Consider the following 19,953-nt stretch of genomic DNA (forward strand, 5'->3'; position numbering starts at 1 on the left):
ATCCTGCGGTTATCAAACGCCTCGTCGGGCGTGTGCAGTAGGAAGGTGTGATGATTATCAGCAAGTTGCCGAATGTTGGCACAACCATCTTTACCCGTATGTCCCAACTCGCCATGGAAACCGGTGCGCTGAATCTGTCGCAAGGCTTTCCCGATTTTGATGGTCCGCAAGCATTGCGTGACGCGGTCGGCCGCCATGTGGCAGCAGGGCATAATCAATACACCGCCATGACAGGCTTACCAGCACTGCGTGAACAGGTTGCGGCTAAAATCGCCCGCAGCTACGGTTGCAAAGTCAGTGCAGATACAGAGGTCACGATTACCCCTGGCGCTACTCAGGCGATCTTCTGTGCGGTGCAAGCGCTGGTGCAGCCGGGTGATGAGGTCATTGTCTTTGACCCCAGTTATGACAGCTATGAGCCCTCGGTAGAGCTTGCTGGCGGTCGCTGCATCCATGTGCCGTTGGCCTTGCCGGATTTCGCTATCGATTGGCAGCGCTTCACTGATGCGCTGAGTGACAAGACCCGTTTGATTATCCTCAACAGTCCGCATAACCCGAGTGGCGCGCTGATCAGTCGAGCGGAGCTGGACCAACTGGCCAGCTTGATTCGCGATCGTGATATTTATCTGATCAGCGATGAGGTCTACGAACACTTGGTGTTCGATGGCGTCACGCATACCAGCGTATTAGCGCACGAAGAGCTGTATCAACGCGCGTTCGTGGTCAGCTCCTTTGGCAAGACATACCACGTCACTGGCTGGAAAACCGGCTATGTGGTTGCGCCGCCGGTGTTGACGGCTGAGTTACGCAAGGTCCACCAGTACGTCAGCTTTTGCGGTGTCACTCCGCTGCAATGGGCATTGGCAGATTTTATGAGTGAGCAGCCGCAACACGTCACAGAGCTGCCGGGGTTTTATCAGGCCAAGCGCGACCTGTTCTGCGATTTGCTAAAGGACTCGCGTTTCAAGTTCAACCCGACCCCGGGCACATACTTTCAGCTGGCTGACTACTCGGCTATTCGTGATGATCTTGATGATGTGGCAATGTCTGAATGGCTGACGCGTGAGCATGGTGTGGCAACAATTCCGGTGTCGGTTTTTTATCAGCAAGCACCGAAAGACTTACGTTTGGTCAGGTTCTGCTTTGCCAAGCGTGAAGACACCTTACGCCAAGCTGCGGAGAAGTTATGCGCGATTTAACGACGTTGCCAGACCTTAATCTTGCGCTGGTCCAGAGCGATCTGGTTTGGCAAGATCCAGCCGCCAACCGTGAGCATTTCGAGCAATTGCTGGCCTCCGTTGAAGGCGTCGATTTAGTGGTGCTGCCGGAAATGTTCAGCACCGGTTTCTCGATGGATTCAGCCAAGCTGGCCGAGCCCGAAGGCGGTCCAAGCAGCCAATGGCTGGTTGAACAGGCTGTGCGGATGAACGCAGTGGTGACTGGCAGTCTGATTATTCAGGCCTCAGACGGCAGTTATCGCAATCGTCTGATCTGGGCGCGCCCGGATGGATCTGTTGCACATTACGACAAACGTCATTTATTTCGCATGGCCGGGGAGCACAAGCATTTTGCCGCTGGCCAACAGCAAGCGCTGTTTAGCCTCAAAGGCTGGAATATTCGGCCGCTGATTTGTTACGACCTGCGGTTTCCTGTTTGGAGCCGTGATGCAACAGATACTGACTTATTGCTCTACACCGCTAACTGGCCTGCTGCGCGACGTAACCACTGGAATCGTCTGCTGCCCGCGCGGGCGATTGAAAATTTATGCTTTGTTGCTGCAGTAAACCGCACTGGCACTGATGGCAAGGGGCATGCCTACAGTGGTGATTCTAAAGTCATTGATTTTCAAGGAGAGGTACTACTCGAGAGTGCCGATGTAACAGGGGTGTATTGCGTAACTCTAAAGGGGGGTGATTTAGCAGAGTATCGCCAGCGTTTTCCCGCAGATCGTGATGCTGACACATTCACCCTTGGTTGAAGAAAGGTCTAACATGACTGTTTCTGCCTCTCCCCGCACGCTAGAACGGGGGCCTCGCTGTGCCGGTGCTGACGACGTCAAGTTGTACTCTGTTGCTGCGATTGCCCTGGCCACACTCCTGGGCTCACCTCTGGCAGGCGCGTTTGTTATGCAGCATAACTTCAACGTGCTGGGTCGTAGGCATCAATCATTCAGGCTCTGGGGCATCGCTATCAGCCTGTTTGTTGCAGCTTTCTTCATTTGCGCCTTTCTCCCTGAGACCTTTGGCGCGCAGTTGTTAATCGTGCTCGAAACGCTGGTGATGTCTGTCTACGCGAAGCGCAGCTTTGCAGGCTCAGTCGAACTGCAAGGGAAGGCGTTTTATTCGAACTGGAGAGTTGTCGGTATTTGTTTGTTGCTGCTGTTGGTCATGCTTGTCGCAATTATTGAGGTGACGTTGTTTCTGAACTTGTTTTAGGGGCAGCAGTAACAGGGCTAGAGCCAAATGCAAACAACCCCGCCAATTGGCGGGGTTGTTTGTTACAGCCTCGGGCTAGCTTCAGTCGAGCAGTTACGCCGCTTCTTGAGCCTGAACCAAGGCGCGATTTAGCGCGCTGAACAGGGCACGGAAGCTGGCAGTCGTCAGGTTCTCGTCGATACCTGCGCCATGCAGCGCACGGCCGCCATCCATCCGCAGCTCAATATAGGCTGCAGCTTTGGCGTTGGTTCCAGCACCAATCGCATGCTCGGAGTAGTCCATGATTTCTACATCGAAGGGCAGGCCCGCAACCAAGGCTTCTAGTGGACCTTTACCGATACCGCTCCAGTGCTTGCTTTCGCCGCCGCTGATGACTTCAACGTCTACCGCGCTGGTGCCGTTTTCTTCTTGCAAGCGGTGGCTCTTAAGAGCATAGGGCGAAGCAGCCTGGAGGAACTCGTTTTTAAACAGGCTGTAGATCTGTTCAGCCGTCATCTCCAGGCCCAAGCGATCGGTTTCTTTCTGCACAACTTGGCTGAACTCGATTTGCATGCGTCGTGGTAAGCACACGCCGTATTCCTGTTCGAGCAGGAAGGTGATGCCGCCCTTGCCAGACTGACTGTTGACGCGAATCACCGCTTCGTAGCTGCGACCAATGTCCGCTGGGTCAATCGGCAGGTACGGCACCTCCCAGATAGCGTCTGATTTCTGTTGAGTAAGGCCTTTGCGGATCGCATCTTGGTGCGAGCCGGAGAATGCAGTGTGTACCAGGTCGCCAACGTACGGGTGGCGCGGGTGAACCGGTAACTGGTTACATTCTTCGACCACTTTGCGCACGGTATCAATATCGGAGAAGTCCAAACCCGGATTAATGCCCTGGGTGTAGAGGTTCAGTGCGAGGTTAACCAAATCAACGTTGCCAGTGCGTTCGCCGTTACCAAACAAGCAACCTTCGACCCGGTCAGCACCGGCCATCAAGCCCAATTCACTGGCTGCAACGCCTGTGCCTCGGTCATTGTGGGTGTGCAGGCTGATCAAGACGCTGTCACGGCGGCTAATATTGCGGCCAAACCACTCAATCTGGTCGGCGTAGACGTTCGGCGTCGCCACTTCAACAGTGGTCGGCAGGTTGAGGATGACTTTGTTGTCTGGCGTTGGTTGCCAGACATCGAGCACTGCATCGCAGACCTCGACGGCGAAATCCAACTCGGTAGAGGAGAAGATTTCAGGCGAGTACTGGAACGTCCATTGCGTGTCTGGCTGCTCATCAGCCAAGCGCTTGATAACTTTGGCGGCGTTGGTTGCGATGTCGACTACGCCAGCCTTGTCGAGGTTAAACACGATGCGGCGAAACGACGGCGCAGTCGCGTTGTAGACATGGACAATAGCTTTCTTGGCGCCCTTGAGTGACTCAAAGGTACGGGTGATCAGATCTTCACGGGCCTGGGTCAACACTTGAATCGTGGTGTCGTCAGGGATGTGACCGTCGGTGATCAAGGTGCGTACGAAGTCGAAATCAGTTTGCGAGGCAGAAGGAAAGCCCACTTCAATCTGTTTGATACCGACCTGCACCAAGGTCTTGAAGAAACGCATCTTCTTCTCGGCATCCATTGGCTCAATCAGCGACTGGTTACCGTCACGCAGGTCAGAGCTGCACCAGATCGGCACTTCGGTAATGGTCTTTGACGGCCAAGTGCGGTCAGGCAAATTAATCGGCGTAAAAGCACGGTACTTACGTGATGGGTCTTTAAGCATGCTCATGATAAATCCTTGGAAGCGGCGACCTGATATTGAACAGGGGTAATCAATGGGGAGCGCGGGCGAGGCGAAGCAGTTTTAGCTACGCAGTCGCTGGCTTACCAAGCAGAGATTGGCGTGTTGCCGCTGAAGAAACAGGGTGTGAGAAGTATTCATGGGTCTACACTACTGCGCCAGGTTAAAGCTGGCAAGCATGCTTGGGAAATTGGTGATTTTGGTTGTTGTCGGGGATGTGGCGAGAATTAATTGCGCATTAGCATGGAATGTTATGTAAATATTGCGCGGTGTTGCCCTTGGTTAGGTATTGCACTTAACCAAGGGCCCAGCCCCTTATTCAATCAACCTGACTGAACGGGAATTGTTGGCGAAGTTCGCGCATATCCGTGCCACTTGGATGTTGGTAAACCCGCAGGCCAAACTCCGGCAAGATGGCGAGTAAGTGATCAAAAATATCCGATTGAATGCTCTCGTAACGGGCCCAGGATGTGGTTGTTGTAAAACAGTAGATCTCAATCGGCAGGCCCTCGGAGCTTGGCGCAAGCTGGCGCACCAGCTGGGTCATTTGCTGGTGTATATCTGCATGGTGTTTGAGATAGTTTTCAACATAGGCGCGTAATGTGCCGATATTGGTCAGGCGCCGGGTATTGGCCTGCACCTCGGCACCCCCTGCCAATTCCTTGTTCCACTGACTGACTTCAGCCCTTTTATCGCTTAAGTACTGATTAAGCAGGGTCATCTGTTGCAAGCGTTCGAGCTCATCGGCACTGAGAAAATGAATGCTCGACTGATCAAGGTAGAGACTGCGTTTAATCCGCCGTCCGCCGCACTCCTGCATGCCGCGCCAGTTTTTGAAGGGGTCGGTGATAAAGCGTCGAGTCGGAATGCTGGTGATAGTTTTATCCCAGTTCTGCACCTTGACCATATGCAAAGCGATATCGATTACATCGCCATCGGCATTGAGCTGCGGCATTTCGATCCAGTCGCCGACACGGACGATATCGTTCGAGGAAATTTGAATGCTGGCGACCAGTGACAAGATAGTGTCCTGGAAAATCAACATCAATACGGCCGCCATGGCGCCCAAGCCCGACAGCAGGATCAGCGGTGAACGGTCGATGAGTGCGGCAACAATCAGAATCAGCGCAATCAAAGAAATGATGATTTTGACGACCTGCAGGTAACCCTTGATCGGGCGTAGGTGTGCATCAGGTCGGCGCTGGTAAAAGTTGTTGACGATGTCGAGTACAGCGTTAATGGCCAGCGCCATGGTCAACACAATAAAGGCGCTACAAACATTGGTAACGATAGTCACCAGCGTTTCAGGCATGCCTTCAATAATGCGTATGCCATTAGACAAAATCAGCGCTGGAACAATGTTCGACAGACGCTTGATGACACCGCTTTCCTTGATGCTCGCTTCCCGCCATAAACGGGTTTTACCTGCTACGGCATGTAAGCTGCGGACCAGCACGCGCTTAACTAACCAGTTGCACAGCGCTGCGACAAAAACCAGCGCAAGTAGCGCAGTCGGTGTGTACAGGTCAGGGTGCTGTTGCAGCCACTCCAGCCCATTCGCTAGCTCTTGTTGCATGAAAAACTCCTGCTTGCCTGATTAAACGCCGGGTACCATAACAAAGCCCTGTGGGCTCTACAGAGCCTTATTCGTAACTCAAGGCTTGAATGCACCAATGAAAATCGCCGGATCAACCCGGTTGGCATTGAGGCTGACGTTCCAATGCAGATGCGGCCCGGTGGCGCGGCCCGTTGCACCGACTTTGCCAATAACTCCGCCGCGCGGCACTTCATCACCGACCTTTACGCCGATCTGTGACAGGTGACAAAACATACTGATCAAGCCTTGGCCATGATCAATAAATACCGTGTTGCCGTTGAAGAACAGATTGCCGGTGAGCAGCACCTTGCCAGCCGCCGGTGCCTTGATCGGCGTGCCACTGCGGGCTGCAAAATCAAGTCCTGAGTGTGGGTTGCGTTCCTCGCCATTAAAGAAACGGCGCAGCCCAAACGGGCTTGAAAGTGGGCCACTGACAGGCCGGTCAAACAATAAGTTGCTTGGCTGGCGAGGACTGAACTGATCGTACGCGGCGTTCTGTTCGGCAAGCTCGCGGTTAATACGCTTGAGGTTGGCAGCGTTAGGGTTGACCTGTTGAGTGTTCTTGATGGTGATGCGTTGCTCTTTATAGTGCTTGGCCTTGATCTCGAAACTCAGGGTTTTCTCACCCTGGTCACTGCTGACCTGTAGCTTGTCAGTGCCTGCTTTGGCGGTTAATGCGATGCCGACGATCGCAATCCAACGCTGCTGATCCTCTTTCACGACCAACACAGGTTTACCGTGATAAGCCGCACGTGGCGCCTTGGTCTCGTTACCCAAATCGACCACAGCAATGCCGCCCGGCACTGGCTGGTTGAGCAGGCGAGTAATAAAACCTTCGGCACTGACCGGCAAGGCGACCAGTAATAAGCACACAGAAAAAGCAAAGCGCAGGCGTGACATAAAAAAACCTAAATGAGGAACCCCAGCCGCAATGCTGGCATTAAAGCCTGTGTGCTGTGAAGTGCAGAGTATTAGCCGGTGTGTAGAACGAGCTGCAAAGCAGGTTGTACGAACCTTGCAGGGCTTATCCGTGCGGGGCGGTCTGCATTTGCTTCTCAAGTTGTTGGCGCCACAGGTTATCCAGTGACTGAACTTGTGCCGGTCCGTAAATCGCAGTATCCAGCCCGTTGTGCCACGCCCATAACTGATCGCCGTAATCGTAGTGCCACCACTCACTGGGCAAATTAGTGAAGCCCGCTGCATGCATCGCGTTATAGAGCATTCGGCGGTTGTCACGGATGCGTCTTTGTTGCGCGTCAGGGTGCTCTATGTGCTCAAAATAATCGCTTGCCGACAGAGCACTGGCTTCATCGAAGCCGGTGCCCATATCGAGCCAGCGACCTTCTTCGTCGCACAGAGCTACATCTATCGCACCTCCGGTTAAATGAGGGCTGGGGGCGGTTCTGCTGGTACTGGGTGGCGACACAAACTGGCGCGTCAGATGTTCAAGTTGCACACTATCGGCTTGCGGGTGGTACTCGGTCAGGGCATCCCACAAGCTGTCGTAAAGATATTGCTGCACCCCGAATGGTCGCCATGCATCAAGGACCACCAAACGGATGCCGCTAGGCAGCAGGCGAGTAACTTGCAGCAAGCGTTCAAATACTTCGCTGCGCACGTAGCATTCAGCAATAGCATTGGGCACGCCAAGCTTGTGATATGCCGGATGAACGCTCAGCGATCGGTTCAGGCTGAGCGCTTGCAGCGGTTGATTGCACTCGACAATGGGCAGCGCAGCAACCGCTTGCCAGTCTGGCTCAGGATTGTGCGCAATAGGTTTATTGATATTCATGTTGTTAGCTCAGCAGGCGCGGTAGCCACAGCGTCAGAGAAGGAAACAGGATCAACAGATAGAGCACGCTCAAGGCCACGGCAATGAAGGGCCAGATCCCTTTGAACATTTCGGTAATACTCAACTTGCTGATGGTCGCGACAATAAACAGGCAAGAGCCCATCGGTGGCGTAATCATCGCGATAGTGATGTTGAGTGTGAATATCAGGCCCAAATGCACAGGATCGACGCCTGCCGCCAAGGCTACGGGAGCAATAATTGGCGTAAGCAGCATCAGTACCGACACTTCCTCCATCACCATCCCGCAAATGAAGATGATTGAACTGATCACCAGCAACATCAGCGTAGGGGAGTGATTGAAAGGCTGTAGCAACGTGGCAAATTCGTTGGCGACTTGCGCATAGTTGAGCAGCCAATTGACCACCGAGGCAGCAGCAATGATCACGTAGATACTGGCGGTCAGTCGGACTGTTTCCTGAATTGAAGTCCAAAACCCCTTTAGCGACAGCTCGCGCTGAATAATCCCGATCAGTGCCACATAGAGCACGATGATTGCACCCGACTCGGTCGGAGTGACCACGCCCAGGACGATACCCGCAACGATCAGAACTGGCGCAACAAGAGCCGTTGATGCACCCGCCACTGCGGCAAATACTTCTGTCCAGGAGGGGGCTTTGTGCTGTGCTTTGAGGCCTGCTTTACGGGCGTAAATCGCATTGATGGTCATAAAACCAACGGCTAAGACCAAGCCCGGAATGACTCCCGCCAGAAACAGCTCACCAACCGAAGTGTTGGTCAGTGAGGAGTAGAGGATCATGAAGATACTGGGCGGAATAATAGGGCCAATCAGCGAGCTGCCAGCGGTAAGCCCCGCCGCAAATTTTCGCGAATAGCCTTCTTTTTCCATCGCCGGAACCAGCAGGGTGCTGAGTGCGGATGCATCCGCTGCAGCAGAGCCATTAACTCCGGCAAAAAACACACCGGCGACTACGTTGACGTGTCCAAGGCCGCCGCGGAAATGTCCGACCAGCGCATTGGCCAAGCGCATCAGGCGCGGAGTCATGCCTGAGCTATTCATCAAGTTACCCGCCAAGATGAACAGTGGAATCGCCATCAGCGAGAAAATATCCATGCCGCCATAGAAGCGTTGCGGCAAGGTGTTGAAAAACAAGTTGGGATCAATAAATAAAAAGCCAACCAGTGCGGTCAGTAACAAACATAAGAACAGCGGTAGGCCCAGCACCAGGTTAACGGCAAAGGCTGCGATCATGGCAAAGCCCATCATGGTGCTATTCCTTGTTCGGTGTGCTGCTCCGGTTGGTTATTGCTCCATGGGCCCTGAATCAAGATCATTAATGTCAGTACGCCGAAGCCGATGGGTAAGCTCAGCAGTGGCCACATGCGGCTAACGCCAAGGCCCATGCTGCGGAAACGGCTGGCATTGAGCGCATAGTGGATACTCGCCCAGGTCGCAAAAGCGAAAAAGCACAACGCAATCAACCATTGGTAAAGCTTCAGCACTCGCGCAAGTTTGCGCGGCAGATGTTGCTCAAGCAGGTTGATGCGCATATGTCCGCCCTGCACCCAGAGGGTGCCCATGACGAGCATGACGCTGCCAATAATCAAATAGCGCGCCAGTTCGTCCATCCAGATGGGTGAACTACCGATGAGGTAGCGTGCGAACACGCCGTAGCTGAGCAACAACAGGTCGAGCAGCAACAGCAACGTACCTAGGTTTAGTAGGACGTTGCTGCTGCGCTGTAATAGAGAAGACATAGGTGACTCCGGATCAGGCGCAGCGCCCTGGCTGAGCAGGGCGCGGATAAGCGTTTTACTGAGCGTGATTGAGGCCAGTATCTTTAAGCGCCATATCGATCCACTTGGCATCGATGTTTTGCTCTTTCAGCCAAGCGAGATAAGCCGGTTGGCCTTTACTTTGGAAGGCGGCGAGGTCTTTATCATCAGGCTGGATAATTTCCATGCCTTCGGCTTTAAGAAATGCCAGGTCAGTGTCTTCCTGCTTGGCAATCGCTTCACGGTTAAGACGAGTTGCCTCTTCGCTGGCAGCTAAAAGTGCAGTGCGGTCTTTTTCGGGCAACGAAGCCAGCATGTCACCGTTAGCAACCAAGAACTGATCAGAGTACTGAATGTTGGCCAGAGTCAGGTATTTCTGCACTTGATACAGGCTGCCCATGATGATGTACGAGGCCGGATTCATCTGACCATCCGCTACGCCCGTGCGCAGACCCATGTACAGTTCTGTCCATGGAATTGGCGTGCCGGATGCGCCGAATGATTCATACAGCGCCACTTGGCTCGGGTCCATTGCGCGAAAGCGCAAACCGGCAAAGTCGTCAGGTGATTTGATTGGTTTTTTATTGTTGGTGAAGTTGATGAATCCGCCTTCCTCAACAACCGCGAGCAGTTGTGTGCCTGTACGTTCCTTGAACTCAGCTTTGGAGGCTTTCCAGTATTCGCCTTGATCAAAGAATTTATGCGCGGCGCTGGCATCCTTGAACATGAAGGGGATGGCGCTGACGTAGATTTCAGGAAACAGCGGTGCAATACCGGCGAACGATGCGATGTTCAAACCGGGCGAGCTGATGACCTGTTCCATGCGCTGCTCTTCTTCGCCGAGCATGCTGTTTGGGTACAGTTTGATGGTGAGATCACCTGCACTTTTTTCTTCAGCAAGACGTTTAAGGTTGGTGGCGAACAGGTGGACAGGGTTTTTCTCGCTGTCAGCGGCGCCGTTGTAACTCAGGTTGATCTCTGTTGCAGCTTGGGCAACGGCTCCAGCCAGTGAAATTGCCGTGAATAGCAGCCCAGCGGTGAAACGACGAGCGACGTTATTACGCAGAATCGAATGCATATTATTTTCCTTGTGGCAGAGCGAGTTCGAGATAAAAACAAGATTATTATTTTGTAGAGCAAGTGCTTAGCTTCCCTAAAAATAAATTAGCTGTTGTCGTGTTGACTATTCAAGTCTCAGCGTGATGCATTAAATGCAACACTGTCCGTGCACCTGAAGCCTTTTGGATAAGGCGTTATCTTTTATCGAGAATACTCGGGGCGTGGTCGTTAAAAAAACGCATGCCGTCGCGCAAATGCTCAAGGCATGCTTGGCTGGCGACCGTCAGCTCACGGCCTTTGTGACTGACAATTCGTGCACGGGCGTCACGCAACGCACGATTGGCCAGTGTGCAGCGGCGAATGCTGCATGACTGCAGTTCAGTGTGTACGGTCAGCTCTGGCATAAACGCCACGCCAATGCCTGATTTGACGAAGTTGACCAGCACCGCAACTGAGTTGGTGCGCAATTTGGGCCGCAGTTGTAAATGCTCAAGTTGAGCAACGATCACAGCCAATTGCCCCATGCCGGTGCTGTTATGAATCAGGGCAAGAGATTCATTGCGCAATGCAGCCATGCTGATGGGCGACGTCGACTGTGCCAGTGGGTGATCGGGCGGGGTTATCAGGTCAAGCGGTTGCAGTGTATCGACATGCACATGCAGTGAGTCATCTTCTGCAGGTGCATAAACCAGCGCAAAGTCGACGGCATCCTCTTTGACCAAGCCAATCGCTTCATTCGCGCCGGCCATGCTCACCTCTAAGTCGATGCCCGGATGGCTGAGGATAAAGCTTTGCAGAGGCTGGGATATCAAGTCCGCAATAAAACCTTCGCCCACCGCGATGCGTACGTGGCCTTGGCGCAGCCCGCGTAAGTCAGACAGTCGAGAGAGAACGCCTCGGTCGTTGGCCTGTTGCTGGCGGTAATGAGCAACCAGCATCTCTCCAGCTTCGGTTGGGCTAACGCCTTGCGCCGTTCGTTCGAGCAAACGCGTATCCAGCTCCAGCTCCAACGCGGATATCTGCCGGCTTATTGCTGAGGGGTCAATATTCAGATGTTGAGCCGCACGCCTCAACGAGCGGTGGTGAATGACCTCATTCAAATAAGCCAGCGCGCGTTGGTTAATCCGCATTGTCGTCAATCCAGCAGTGACAAAGTGGTTGGGGTGATGTGATTGTCTTCTACGCGGATAGCCAGTTCCCCTTCGCCCAGCCTGGCTTGCAGGCGTTGGCCCGGCTGGGTGTCTGCGGCTTTGCGAATCACTCGATTATTTTCATCGAGCAAAATACTGTAGCCGCGGCCAAGGGTTTCGAGGGGGCTCACGGCGTTAAGAGTTTTCATCTGGCTCTGCAACTGCAAACGGCGTTGTTTGAGCGCATCGTTGATGGCTCTGGGCAGACGCTCAGCAAAGCTGTCGAGGCGTTGCCGCAGGAGTTGCAGGTTGCGCCCCGGATGCTGGGTGATCAGCCGTTTGTCCAAATACGCCAAGCGATCTTTGCGGCTGTTGAGTTGCTGCTGAAATGCACGTTGCATGCGCATTTCCAGGTCGTCCAGTTGTTGCGCTTGTTGGCGCAGACGTTCGCCGGGATGGCGCAAGCGCCGGCTGACGTTCTCAAGACGCAGTCGTTCGCGCTCCAGGCGACTTTGCAGGCGCAATACCAAGCGGCGATGCAGGTTGCTCAGCCGTTGCACCAGTTCTGAACTGTCGGGGGCGAGTAACTCGGCGGCGGCAGAGGGCGTAGGCGCCCGAACGTCGGCGACAAAATCACTGATCGAGACGTCTGTTTCGTGGCCGACCGCACTGACCAGCGGGGTGATGCAAGCATCAATCGCCCGCGCTACAACTTCTTCGTTAAAACACCAGAGGTCTTCCAGCGAGCCGCCACCACGCGCCAGAATCAGCGCGTCGAACTGCTGCTTATCGGCAAACTGCAAGGCACGGACGATTTGCCCGGTGGCTTCGCGGCCCTGCACGGCGGTTGGGATCAGTACCAGTTCAACCTGCGGTGCGCGGCGCTTGAACACGCTGATGATGTCGCGAATCACCGCGCCAGTCGGTGAGCTGATGATGCCAATGCGCTTTGGGTGGCTGGGCAGGGCGACTTTGCGCTCTGCTGCAAATAAACCCTCGCTGCTGAGTTTTTCTTTGAGGGCTTCGAATGCCGCGCGTAAAGCACCATCACCGGCTGGCTCTACGGTATCGAGAATTAGCTGATAGTCGCCACGGCCTTCAAACAGCGACACCTTGCCACGCACTTTTACCGCTAAACCATCACGCAGCTCTTGGCGAACCCGGGCCGCGCTCTGACGAAATAGCGCGCAACGCACCTGAGCCTGACGATCTTTAAGGGTAAAGTAGACGTGGCCCGAGGCAGGCTTGGCCAGGTTGGAAATTTCACCTTCAACCCAAATACCGGCAAATACGTCCTCAAGCAGCAGGCGTGCGCGGTTATTGAGTTGGCTGACGCTCAGCACCTCGCGGTCAAGGCCCAAACGCTGGAACGGATCTTTAATCATGAGCGCATGATAAAGGCTTTAAGGGTTGCGACATAGACCGCCACTCATAGATTGTCTTGACCCTGAGGCTGGCGCGATTAAGCTGCGCGGCTTTTAATTACCGATAACCTCAGTAGAGCGCGTGAGATGATCGACCAGCAAGCCATAATAGTCCCGCAAATATCCAGCTTCCCTGGCCATGAGGGGCGGGCGCGTTTGATTGTGCGTTGGCTGGTGCAGCAAAAGATTATTGAAGAGCAAATGACCACCTGCGGGCGCACATTCAAAAAGATGGCGTACGGCATTGCGCCCGGTGCACGACGTGTTGTGGAGCAGCCGGAATTGTTGCCGTTTGAACAACCGGTTAACGGTTTGGAGATTGTCACCCGGCGTTGCATTTTCACTCCGCAGAAAGATTTTAAAGAAGAAGCCGGTTGCCCCGAATGCAGGCAGGAGATTGGCGAGGCATTGTTCGACAGTCTTGAGAACTGGATGCCGGGGCATACCGATAATTTTATCTGCCCTGAATGCCGCCACGAAGACGATATCAATGGGTTTCTTTACTTGCAGCCGTGCGGGTTTTCAAACTTGGGTTTCATCTTCAATAACTGGGCGGATGCTGTGTTCAAACAGGCGTTCGTTGATGAGTTCGCTGAGCGTTTAGGTTATGCGGTTCGAGTGGTGCGGGTCGACCTTTGATAATCAAGCGCAACCGCTGGTCAGACCGGTTCTTGCTGGGGCTTTGGCAACCATGGTTCAGCAAGGGTCAAGCTGCCGTGGCCGCTGCGCTTGAGGCATTTCAGCACATCAAACCAAGCCAGTTCGGTCAGGTGAACATGTTCAGACGGAACGATTTGTACGGCACCTGCCGTTAGCCCAGAAGAGCCTCCGTCTGGAATGAATACCGAGGTCCAATCGCCGCCGCTTTCGACAATCAAGCAGAACTGCACAATATCGCCATCAACATACAGGCCAACTTGGGCGTTGACCTCGTCTTCAACACCGGTCATGCGCGCCATGGTGTCTTTAATCAGGCGATAGCCTGGCACATTGTCCAGCAGCTTTTCTTCAATCGAGTCGCGAATACGTTTTGCAACCTTGGTTTTAGCCAACAATCCGGCGAGAAAACACAACAGCAGCAAGGCTAAAAGTGCGACCAAGGTCAGAGCAGTGACACCTGCGACGCTATGGTGATCGAATACGGGCATCATCTTGCTGATCGGGCCGCGCAAAATGTTCACCGCTTTTTCGATCAATACGCCGATCAAGATCAGCGGCAAAATAAACAAAACTCCGCCGAGCGCAGTTGTTTTAAGAAACTTGAACATCGAACTCTCCAAAGCGCAGTCTAGGCGTTGTAAATAGGCAGTCGAAGGTGCTTAACGGCGTCTCAGATAAAGGCTAGTTGAAAACCCTGCTACTGACGGAAATATATGCGGATAAACCGGCTGTTCAGCCAACTGCTACAACCCATTCAAGGCTGCGCGATCAGTCGCTGATTTGGCGCTGGCTTAGTCTCCACGTAAGATGGACGCATGGTTGATTATCAAAAAGGGTACTCCCTCGACTCCATCGAACTGCTCAATTCACTGGCTGCAACTGAGCGTCTACTGATCGTCCAGGATCTCGACGGCGTTTGTATGGGGCTGGTGCGTGATCCGCTTACGCGGGTGATTGAACGCAAGTATGTGGCGGCTGCAGCACATCTGGCGGGGCGTTTTTACGTGCTCACCAATGGTGAGCATATTGGCCGCCGCGGCGTGAATAGAATTATTGAGCGCGCTCTGGAAAATCCCGCGCAGGCGCTTGAGCATGGCCTGTATTTACCGGGCTTGGCTGCGGGTGGCGTGCAGTTGCAAGATCGCTTTGCTGAGGTCTCGCATCCGGGAGTGAGTGAGGCGGAGTTACAGTTTTTGCAGCAAGTGCCGCGCAAGTTCACCCGCTTTTTACGGGCGTTGCTGGTAGCGGAGCCATATCAGCTTGATGGGCAACTGGTTGATCAACTGGTTGCCTCGGCGGTACTTGAGAACTTGGTATCGCCGACGCTGAATATCAATGTCCTGTTTCAGCATTTAAAGACTCAGCCAGATATCTACCGCCGTTTACAGCAAGAGATCGCCGCCTTTATGGCTGACCTGCATGCGCAGGCGGCTGAGCAAGGGCTGGGCGCTAGCTTCTTTACCCATTACGCGCCTAATTCCGGACGCGATGCGCAAGGGCATGAACGACTCAAGCCCGGCGCTGAGAACAACGCGGGTACCACCGACTTTCAATTCATGCTCACCGGTGCGATCAAGGAAGTCGGGCTGCTGGTGCTGCTCAATAATTATTACTTTGCTCAGACGGGGCATTACCCACTTGGCCACGACTTCAATGCACGCCAAGCGCCGCACGCGCAGGCTGAGTTGCTCAAGCTGGCACGCGCTAAGTTTGACCCTGCACTAATGCCACGCATTGTTGGGGTAGGCGATACCGTCAGCTCCAGTGTGCAACCCGATTCTGCGGAAGTCTTACGCGGTGGCAGCGATCGCGGCTTTTTGCATCTAGTGCAGGCGCTTGGTGAAGAGTTTGAGCGCGAAAATCTGGTTGTCTATATCGACAGCAGTGCGGGTGAAGTGCGCCGCCCCGGGGTCGATGCTGAGTTGTTGCAGCGGCGCAAAACTGAGCCAACGCTGGCCCCATGGCCTGCATTGGAAGGCATTAGCGATCCTGCTGACCCGTTACGCCTGGATGTGATTTTCAGCGGCGGTCATCAGCAATACGTTGAGTTTTTCTGTGAGCTCGCCGAGCGCTTAACCGCTAGTCGCCAGTAGTTGAGTGGCGCCTTGGACTTTTTGCGTGTACCAGAATACCCGGCTCACGCCGCGAGTGATTGCGACGTAGCCGAGGCGCAGGCTTTCGTCGCGCATGGCTTGGTCATAGCTGTTCACAAAGTAACCAGAGTAGGCGTACAACGCGTTGCGTAGCGGATAGCTTTCAGGTGCTTTGCAGTCGTCGACAATGATTGCAACTTGCGCTTGCAGGCCTTTGGCACGGTGAATGGTGTAGCCCTTGACCGGCAGTTTTTTATCGAGCTGAGCTTGTATGGTTTTCAGCGTGTGATTAGCTCGGCTCAATAGCAAAACAGCGTTTTTTTCAGGTTTGTTCTGCTCGGCTGCGTAACTGCATTGCTCGCTGATTTGTTTGAGCAGCTCTGGCAAGCGCTGGTTGATATCAAAACGGCTGATGACCTTGACCCCGTGCTCGCCGGGCTGCGTGGTTCTGAACGCCTTACTGGTTTTATTCTGTTTCAGTTCGACACCGTTCAACACCTGTTCGCCAGCGCCAATGATCGGCTCAATCGAGCGGTAGTTGGTCGTCATCATCAGCACGCTGCTTTTCTTCGATTTACCTTTGCTGGGGAAGTGTTTATCGAAGTTCATGAACAGTTCTGGCGAGCTGCCGCGCCAGGCATAGATTGATTGCCAGTCATCACCAATGGCCATCAGGCTAACCGCTTGCTTTTGCCTGGCCAGACTGCGCTGAACAGCCTGCAGCCACGCCACGATTTGCGGTGAAATGTCCTGGAACTCATCAATCAATAAATGCTTGAACGGCTCCAGTGTCGATTGGGCGGATGAATCAGTGTTGCCATTAAACAGCTGTGTAAGCTGCTCAAACGCCAGGTTAAAGGTGATCAAACCTTGATCTTTCAACGCGGCCTCAAAGTAACCGTTGAATGTCACCAATGCTTGAATGAACAGGCGCTCGCTGGCGCTGCACTGTAGTTTTGCCGGATCCAGTTGAGTGATGTGAATGCCGATGCTTTGCATGAAGTTGGTCTGTGCATAAAAAGCTTCAAACAAGGGCGCAGGACTGAACTCACCTTTGAGTTTGTAAGTATCCAGTGGCGCTTTACCTGCAGGTTTGGCTTTAGCTGCATCTTGCACGGCTGCTGGCAGCGGCAAGTTGAGCAGTTGGTGAACCTGTTGGCGAAAAGTCGGTTCTGCGTTGTAACAGGCTTGATAGGCCTGTTTCAGCAGGCGCTGCTGGGCCGCACCCAAGCGCGATGCGGTTAGCGGGTTATCCAGCTCGCTTGGGTTGGCCGTTTTGTCATTAAGTTGCTCGAACCAGTTGGGCTTGCCCAGCAGCTCAGTTGCCAGCGTACCCATTGCCGAGTGGAAGGTACGCACGCATTGGCGCGCCTGACTCTGGTCAAAGGGGTATTGCCAGAAGCTCAGTAGGTCAAGCAATTGCTTGCGCAGTTGTTCGCACGAGGCGCTGGTGAACGAGATCACCGTGAGCTGATCGGGCTTGATCTGCAAGTGACACAACATAAACACCACGCGCAGCAACAGAGTGCTCGATTTGCCCGAGCCCGCACCAGCAAAGACGCGGGTGAGTGGTGCGTCGCTGAGAATCATGGCCCACTGTTCATCAGATGGCAGGCTGACCACGCCCGCGCTAACCGCCTTGTTCACTTGATCGCGCATGGCGCGGATCTGTTGCTCGGCAATCGGCAGCGGCGCTGGGCCGTATATACCCTCAACGGTTTTTTTCGGGCGATTGCCGGCAGGTTTGCGCGCTGTTTTAGCTGTGGTCTTGCGTGCTTTGAGCGCATTTTTAGATTGCGGCTTTTTACCTGTGACGCCTGAAGGGTGGCGTAGCAACTGGCCCTCTTCAGCGCGTAAATAGGCGCTGGTGCGCGGGAAGTAACGGCCCAGCGCCCCGGATAACAGGAGTTTGTAGCGTTTAACTGTAGACAGCATTCAAATGTTCCAGCGAACTGATCATGTACAGCGCTGAATCATAAGGGTTTTGCGCGCTGGCATGGGGCCAAGCGCGCTGTTTACGTTTAGAAATCGACACTCGCTTGCAGGCGAACTTCACGCGGCTCACCCACGTTGACTCGCAGGTTGCCGCCGCTCGATGGGTAGTACTCTTGATCGAACAGGTTGCGCACGTTCAGCTGTAGCCGGGTTTTATCTCCCAATAACGTGCTGTCCCAAGCGATAAAGGCATCGGCAACGGTATAACTGTCGAGCCAGAATGAGTTGCTGTTGTCGCCTGCGCGTTCACCTACATAGCGTGCGCCGCCGCCGATCCGCCAGTTCCCGGCTTCTGGATTGATGTCGAGGTCATGGGAGATATACAGGCTTGCGACGTTTTTTGCCGCATTGACCAGTTCGTTACCCTTGTTGGCTGGGTCGTCTTTGATCTCTGTATCGGTGTAGGCGTAGGTGCCAAGCAGGTTCCAGCGATCGGCGATGCGGCCGTTGATGTCTACTTCAATGCCGCGTGAGCCAACTTTGCCAGCGGCTTCGGAGCGGCCGTTATTGCTGACCACGACGTTTTCTTTTTCGATATCAAACACTGCAACGCTGGCGGTCAGGCCGCTGTTGAGGTCAAGCTTCACCCCCAGCTCATAACTACGGCCTTGTTCCGGGTCAAACGACTCACCGGTGTCGGCATCGGATGAGTTGGGTACGAACGAGCGGCTGTAGTTACCGTACAGCGAGACGTTTTTGTTGAGTTGGTAAACCAGTCCGGCGAAGGGCAAGAAGGTATTGTCAGTGCGATCAGTGGTTTTTACGTATTCATCGCCACGACCCTGATCTGCATATTGCTCGAAACGTTGATAGCGACCGCCCAGCACCGCAATCCATTGGTCATTCAAGTGCCAGTTGTCTTTGAAGTAAACCGATTGTGAGTGGAGTTCGTCGCTGCGATCGCTTTGCGTTTCGCTGAGCAACGATGGCTGATCAAGGTTGCCGTATTGTGGGTCATAGATGTTGAAGCCAGTGCTGTTACGCCCGCGATAGGTGTCGCCACGAAAATTATCAACGCGTTCAGTGTCTGCGCCGATCAGCACGTCGTGTTGTTGGTTAAACAACTGCGACTGACCAATCCAGTCCCATCCCAGGTATTGCGTCTGGTTGTCGTGCTCGCTGCCGTCGGCGCGGCGGGTTAGGTCGCCGGTAGTTTCGTTCAGCGAGGCCGGGCGCGCCTCGTTGTAATCGTATTGCTCGCGGTTCCAGCCGTAGGTCAACCGGGTCAGCCAATTCGGGTTGATCTGATACTCGGCCTTGGCCGTGACCAGCTCATCAGTGCCTTCGGCCTTCGACCAGGATTCACTAAAGCGCTTGTTGTAATCAACGTGGGCAGGTTTGCCGTTGACTATCACCGTGCCGCGATCAAGTGGTGTCGAATACTCTTTGTGCTCGTATGCCAGGCTCAGCGTCAGGTCGTTGCCGGTCCAGCTTACAGACGGGGCAATAAGCGTGTGTTCATCCTCGCCCGAGTTGCGCCAGTAATCTTCATGCTGGCGCTCGGCAATAAAGCGAAAGGCCAAGCCGCTATCCGCCAAAGGGCCGGTGACGTCGATCATCGCGTTACCACCGCCAAAGCTGGAGGTTTCGCCACTGATTTGGCTGCTCCAGACATATTCAGGCTGTTTGCTGATGACGTTGATCAGGCCGCCAGGCTCAAGCGCGCCATACAGCAGTGAGGCTGGGCCTTTGAGCACCTCGACCCGCTCGGTGGTGGCGCTGAAGTTGCGCGATAAGCTGGAGCGAATCCCGTCGCGCAAAATCGAGCCGTCGGTATTGCTGCCAAAACCACGTTTAACAAAGCCATCCTGACTGCCTGCCAACGTATTGCTTTGGGTGATGCCGCTGACGAAGTTCATCGCATCATCCAGGCTATTGACCTGAAAATCCTTGATCACCTGTTCGGTCACCACTTGCACCGCTTGCGCTTCTTGCATGATCGGCACTGCGCTTTTACTCGCAGTGCTGGCGGTGTCGCTGGTGTATGAGCGGGCTTGCTGCTGAGCGGTGACTTGCTGGCCCGGTAACTCGAGTGCCGTGTCGGCTTTGGCTGTAAGAGGGGCGAGCGTAAGTGCAGCAAGAGCGGTAAATTTGCTGATGCGAAACAAATGCATTGGAGTCTGATTCTTTAATGGTATCGATAATCATTATTATATGTGTTTTTGAAATGCAAACACCAACCCCAGCAAAACTTTTCTATT

At 54.0% G+C, this 19,953-nt stretch carries 17 protein-coding genes; 5 read left to right on the forward strand and 12 right to left on the reverse strand.

The features are described from left to right. Positions 1-50 precede the first annotated feature (50 nt). From B9K09_RS06585 to B9K09_RS06595, 3 genes are read left to right on the forward strand one after another with little or no spacing between them, the layout of a single operon-like run. On the forward strand, positions 51-1,199 hold the full coding sequence (locus B9K09_RS06585; protein WP_087516053.1) for a pyridoxal phosphate-dependent aminotransferase: 1,149 nt from the start codon (positions 51-53) through the stop codon (positions 1,197-1,199). Then, positions 1,187-1,978, forward strand: coding sequence for an amidohydrolase (locus B9K09_RS06590; protein ID WP_087516054.1), 792 nt, complete (start codon positions 1,187-1,189; stop codon positions 1,976-1,978). Before B9K09_RS06585 ends, B9K09_RS06590 begins: the two co-directional genes overlap by 13 nt. Positions 1,979-1,991: 13 nt before the next feature. Continuing rightward, entirely contained in the window at positions 1,992-2,435 is a 444-nt protein-coding gene (locus B9K09_RS06595) for a hypothetical protein (protein ID WP_087516055.1), read from the forward strand. A gap of 93 nt (positions 2,436-2,528) precedes the next feature. Here the strand turns inward: B9K09_RS06595 and leuA are convergent, their stop codons facing one another. The 9 genes from leuA to xseA all read right to left on the reverse strand — a co-directional run bounded on the left by leuA (position 2,529) and on the right by xseA (position 12,965). Continuing rightward, positions 2,529-4,196: a 2-isopropylmalate synthase gene (leuA, locus tag B9K09_RS06600; RefSeq protein WP_087516056.1), complete on the reverse strand. Its 1,668-nt coding sequence runs from the start codon at positions 4,194-4,196 to the stop codon at positions 2,529-2,531. A 331-nt stretch (positions 4,197-4,527) separates the two neighbouring features. Further along, entirely contained in the window at positions 4,528-5,784 is a 1,257-nt protein-coding gene (locus B9K09_RS06605) for a mechanosensitive ion channel family protein (RefSeq protein WP_087516057.1), read from the reverse strand. Between the two features lie 78 nt (positions 5,785-5,862). Continuing rightward, on the reverse strand, positions 5,863-6,705 hold the full coding sequence (locus B9K09_RS06610) for a M23 family metallopeptidase (RefSeq protein ID WP_087516058.1): 843 nt from the start codon (positions 6,703-6,705) through the stop codon (positions 5,863-5,865). Positions 6,706-6,829: 124 nt separating this feature from the next. Beyond that, a complete protein-coding gene (locus B9K09_RS06615; RefSeq protein WP_087516059.1) occupies positions 6,830-7,597 on the reverse strand; it encodes a M15 family metallopeptidase in 768 nt (255 codons plus the stop codon). Positions 7,598-7,601: 4 nt separating this feature from the next. Next, a complete protein-coding gene (locus B9K09_RS06620) occupies positions 7,602-8,882 on the reverse strand; it encodes a TRAP transporter large permease (RefSeq protein WP_087516060.1) in 1,281 nt (426 codons plus the stop codon). Then, positions 8,879-9,373, reverse strand: a complete 495-nt coding sequence (locus B9K09_RS06625) for a TRAP transporter small permease (RefSeq protein ID WP_087516061.1) — start codon at positions 9,371-9,373, stop codon at positions 8,879-8,881. The genes B9K09_RS06620 and B9K09_RS06625 overlap by 4 nt, the downstream gene beginning before the upstream one ends. A gap of 55 nt (positions 9,374-9,428) precedes the next feature. Beyond that, the gene (gene dctP, locus B9K09_RS06630) at positions 9,429-10,469 is read right to left on the reverse strand and encodes a TRAP transporter substrate-binding protein DctP (RefSeq protein WP_087516062.1); all 1,041 of its coding nucleotides are present in this window, start codon (positions 10,467-10,469) and stop codon (positions 9,429-9,431) included. A gap of 175 nt (positions 10,470-10,644) precedes the next feature. After that, a complete protein-coding gene (locus tag B9K09_RS06635) occupies positions 10,645-11,580 on the reverse strand; it encodes a LysR family transcriptional regulator (protein ID WP_087516063.1) in 936 nt (311 codons plus the stop codon). Positions 11,581-11,585: 5 nt separating this feature from the next. Beyond that, complete coding sequence (xseA, locus tag B9K09_RS06640; RefSeq protein ID WP_087516064.1) at positions 11,586-12,965, reverse strand: exodeoxyribonuclease VII large subunit; 1,380 nt, start codon at positions 12,963-12,965, stop codon at positions 11,586-11,588. Between the two features lie 129 nt (positions 12,966-13,094). Here xseA and B9K09_RS06645 point away from each other — a divergent pair, with 129 nt between their 5' ends. Next, positions 13,095-13,643 carry a sugar ABC transporter ATPase gene (locus B9K09_RS06645; RefSeq protein WP_087519015.1) on the forward strand — a complete coding sequence of 183 codons (549 nt, stop codon included), beginning with the start codon at positions 13,095-13,097 and terminating at the stop codon, positions 13,641-13,643. Between the two features lie 20 nt (positions 13,644-13,663). Here the strand turns inward: B9K09_RS06645 and B9K09_RS06650 are convergent, their stop codons facing one another. Then, positions 13,664-14,272, reverse strand: a complete 609-nt coding sequence (locus tag B9K09_RS06650; protein WP_087516065.1) for a hypothetical protein — start codon at positions 14,270-14,272, stop codon at positions 13,664-13,666. A 207-nt stretch (positions 14,273-14,479) separates the two neighbouring features. Here B9K09_RS06650 and stpA point away from each other — a divergent pair, with 207 nt between their 5' ends. Then, positions 14,480-15,757: a glucosylglycerol 3-phosphatase gene (gene stpA / locus B9K09_RS06655; RefSeq protein WP_087516066.1), complete on the forward strand. Its 1,278-nt coding sequence runs from the start codon at positions 14,480-14,482 to the stop codon at positions 15,755-15,757. On the opposite strand, the gene B9K09_RS06660 is transcribed toward stpA, so the two are convergent. Next, positions 15,737-17,692 (reverse strand): ATP-dependent helicase, encoded by a 1,956-nt coding sequence (locus B9K09_RS06660; RefSeq protein WP_087516067.1) that lies wholly within the window; start codon positions 17,690-17,692, stop codon positions 15,737-15,739. The two genes, stpA and B9K09_RS06660, sit on opposite strands and share 21 nt — an antisense overlap. Positions 17,693-17,778: 86 nt before the next feature. After that, positions 17,779-19,866 carry a TonB-dependent siderophore receptor gene (locus B9K09_RS06665; protein ID WP_087516068.1) on the reverse strand — a complete coding sequence of 696 codons (2,088 nt, stop codon included), beginning with the start codon at positions 19,864-19,866 and terminating at the stop codon, positions 17,779-17,781. Between the last annotated feature and the right edge of the window lie 87 nt (positions 19,867-19,953).

This window comes from Pseudomonas sp. M30-35, assembly GCF_002163625.1.
Taxonomy (GTDB): Bacteria; Pseudomonadota; Gammaproteobacteria; order Pseudomonadales; family Pseudomonadaceae; genus Aquipseudomonas.

What these genes read in the sequence shown, in the direction of transcription:
- B9K09_RS06585 (WP_087516053.1), top strand. Translation starts at nt 51, where the DNA reads ATGATTATCAGCAAGTTGCCGAATGTTGGCACAACCATCTTTACCCGT.
- B9K09_RS06590 (WP_087516054.1), top strand. Translation starts at nt 1,187, where the DNA reads ATGCGCGATTTAACGACGTTGCCAGACCTTAATCTTGCGCTGGTCCAG.
- B9K09_RS06595 (WP_087516055.1), top strand. Translation starts at nt 1,992, where the DNA reads ATGACTGTTTCTGCCTCTCCCCGCACGCTAGAACGGGGGCCTCGCTGT.
- leuA (WP_087516056.1), bottom strand. Translation starts at nt 4,196, where the DNA reads ATGAGCATGCTTAAAGACCCATCACGTAAGTACCGTGCTTTTACGCCG.
- B9K09_RS06605 (WP_087516057.1), bottom strand. Translation starts at nt 5,784, where the DNA reads ATGCAACAAGAGCTAGCGAATGGGCTGGAGTGGCTGCAACAGCACCCT.
- B9K09_RS06610 (WP_087516058.1), bottom strand. Translation starts at nt 6,705, where the DNA reads ATGTCACGCCTGCGCTTTGCTTTTTCTGTGTGCTTATTACTGGTCGCC.
- B9K09_RS06615 (WP_087516059.1), bottom strand. Translation starts at nt 7,597, where the DNA reads ATGAATATCAATAAACCTATTGCGCACAATCCTGAGCCAGACTGGCAA.
- B9K09_RS06620 (WP_087516060.1), bottom strand. Translation starts at nt 8,882, where the DNA reads ATGATGGGCTTTGCCATGATCGCAGCCTTTGCCGTTAACCTGGTGCTG.
- B9K09_RS06625 (WP_087516061.1), bottom strand. Translation starts at nt 9,373, where the DNA reads ATGTCTTCTCTATTACAGCGCAGCAGCAACGTCCTACTAAACCTAGGT.
- dctP (WP_087516062.1), bottom strand. Translation starts at nt 10,469, where the DNA reads ATGCATTCGATTCTGCGTAATAACGTCGCTCGTCGTTTCACCGCTGGG.
- B9K09_RS06635 (WP_087516063.1), bottom strand. Translation starts at nt 11,580, where the DNA reads ATGCGGATTAACCAACGCGCGCTGGCTTATTTGAATGAGGTCATTCAC.
- xseA (WP_087516064.1), bottom strand. Translation starts at nt 12,965, where the DNA reads ATGATTAAAGATCCGTTCCAGCGTTTGGGCCTTGACCGCGAGGTGCTG.
- B9K09_RS06650 (WP_087516065.1), bottom strand. Translation starts at nt 14,272, where the DNA reads ATGTTCAAGTTTCTTAAAACAACTGCGCTCGGCGGAGTTTTGTTTATT.
- stpA (WP_087516066.1), top strand. Translation starts at nt 14,480, where the DNA reads ATGGTTGATTATCAAAAAGGGTACTCCCTCGACTCCATCGAACTGCTC.
- B9K09_RS06660 (WP_087516067.1), bottom strand. Translation starts at nt 17,692, where the DNA reads ATGCTGTCTACAGTTAAACGCTACAAACTCCTGTTATCCGGGGCGCTG.
- B9K09_RS06665 (WP_087516068.1), bottom strand. Translation starts at nt 19,866, where the DNA reads ATGCATTTGTTTCGCATCAGCAAATTTACCGCTCTTGCTGCACTTACG.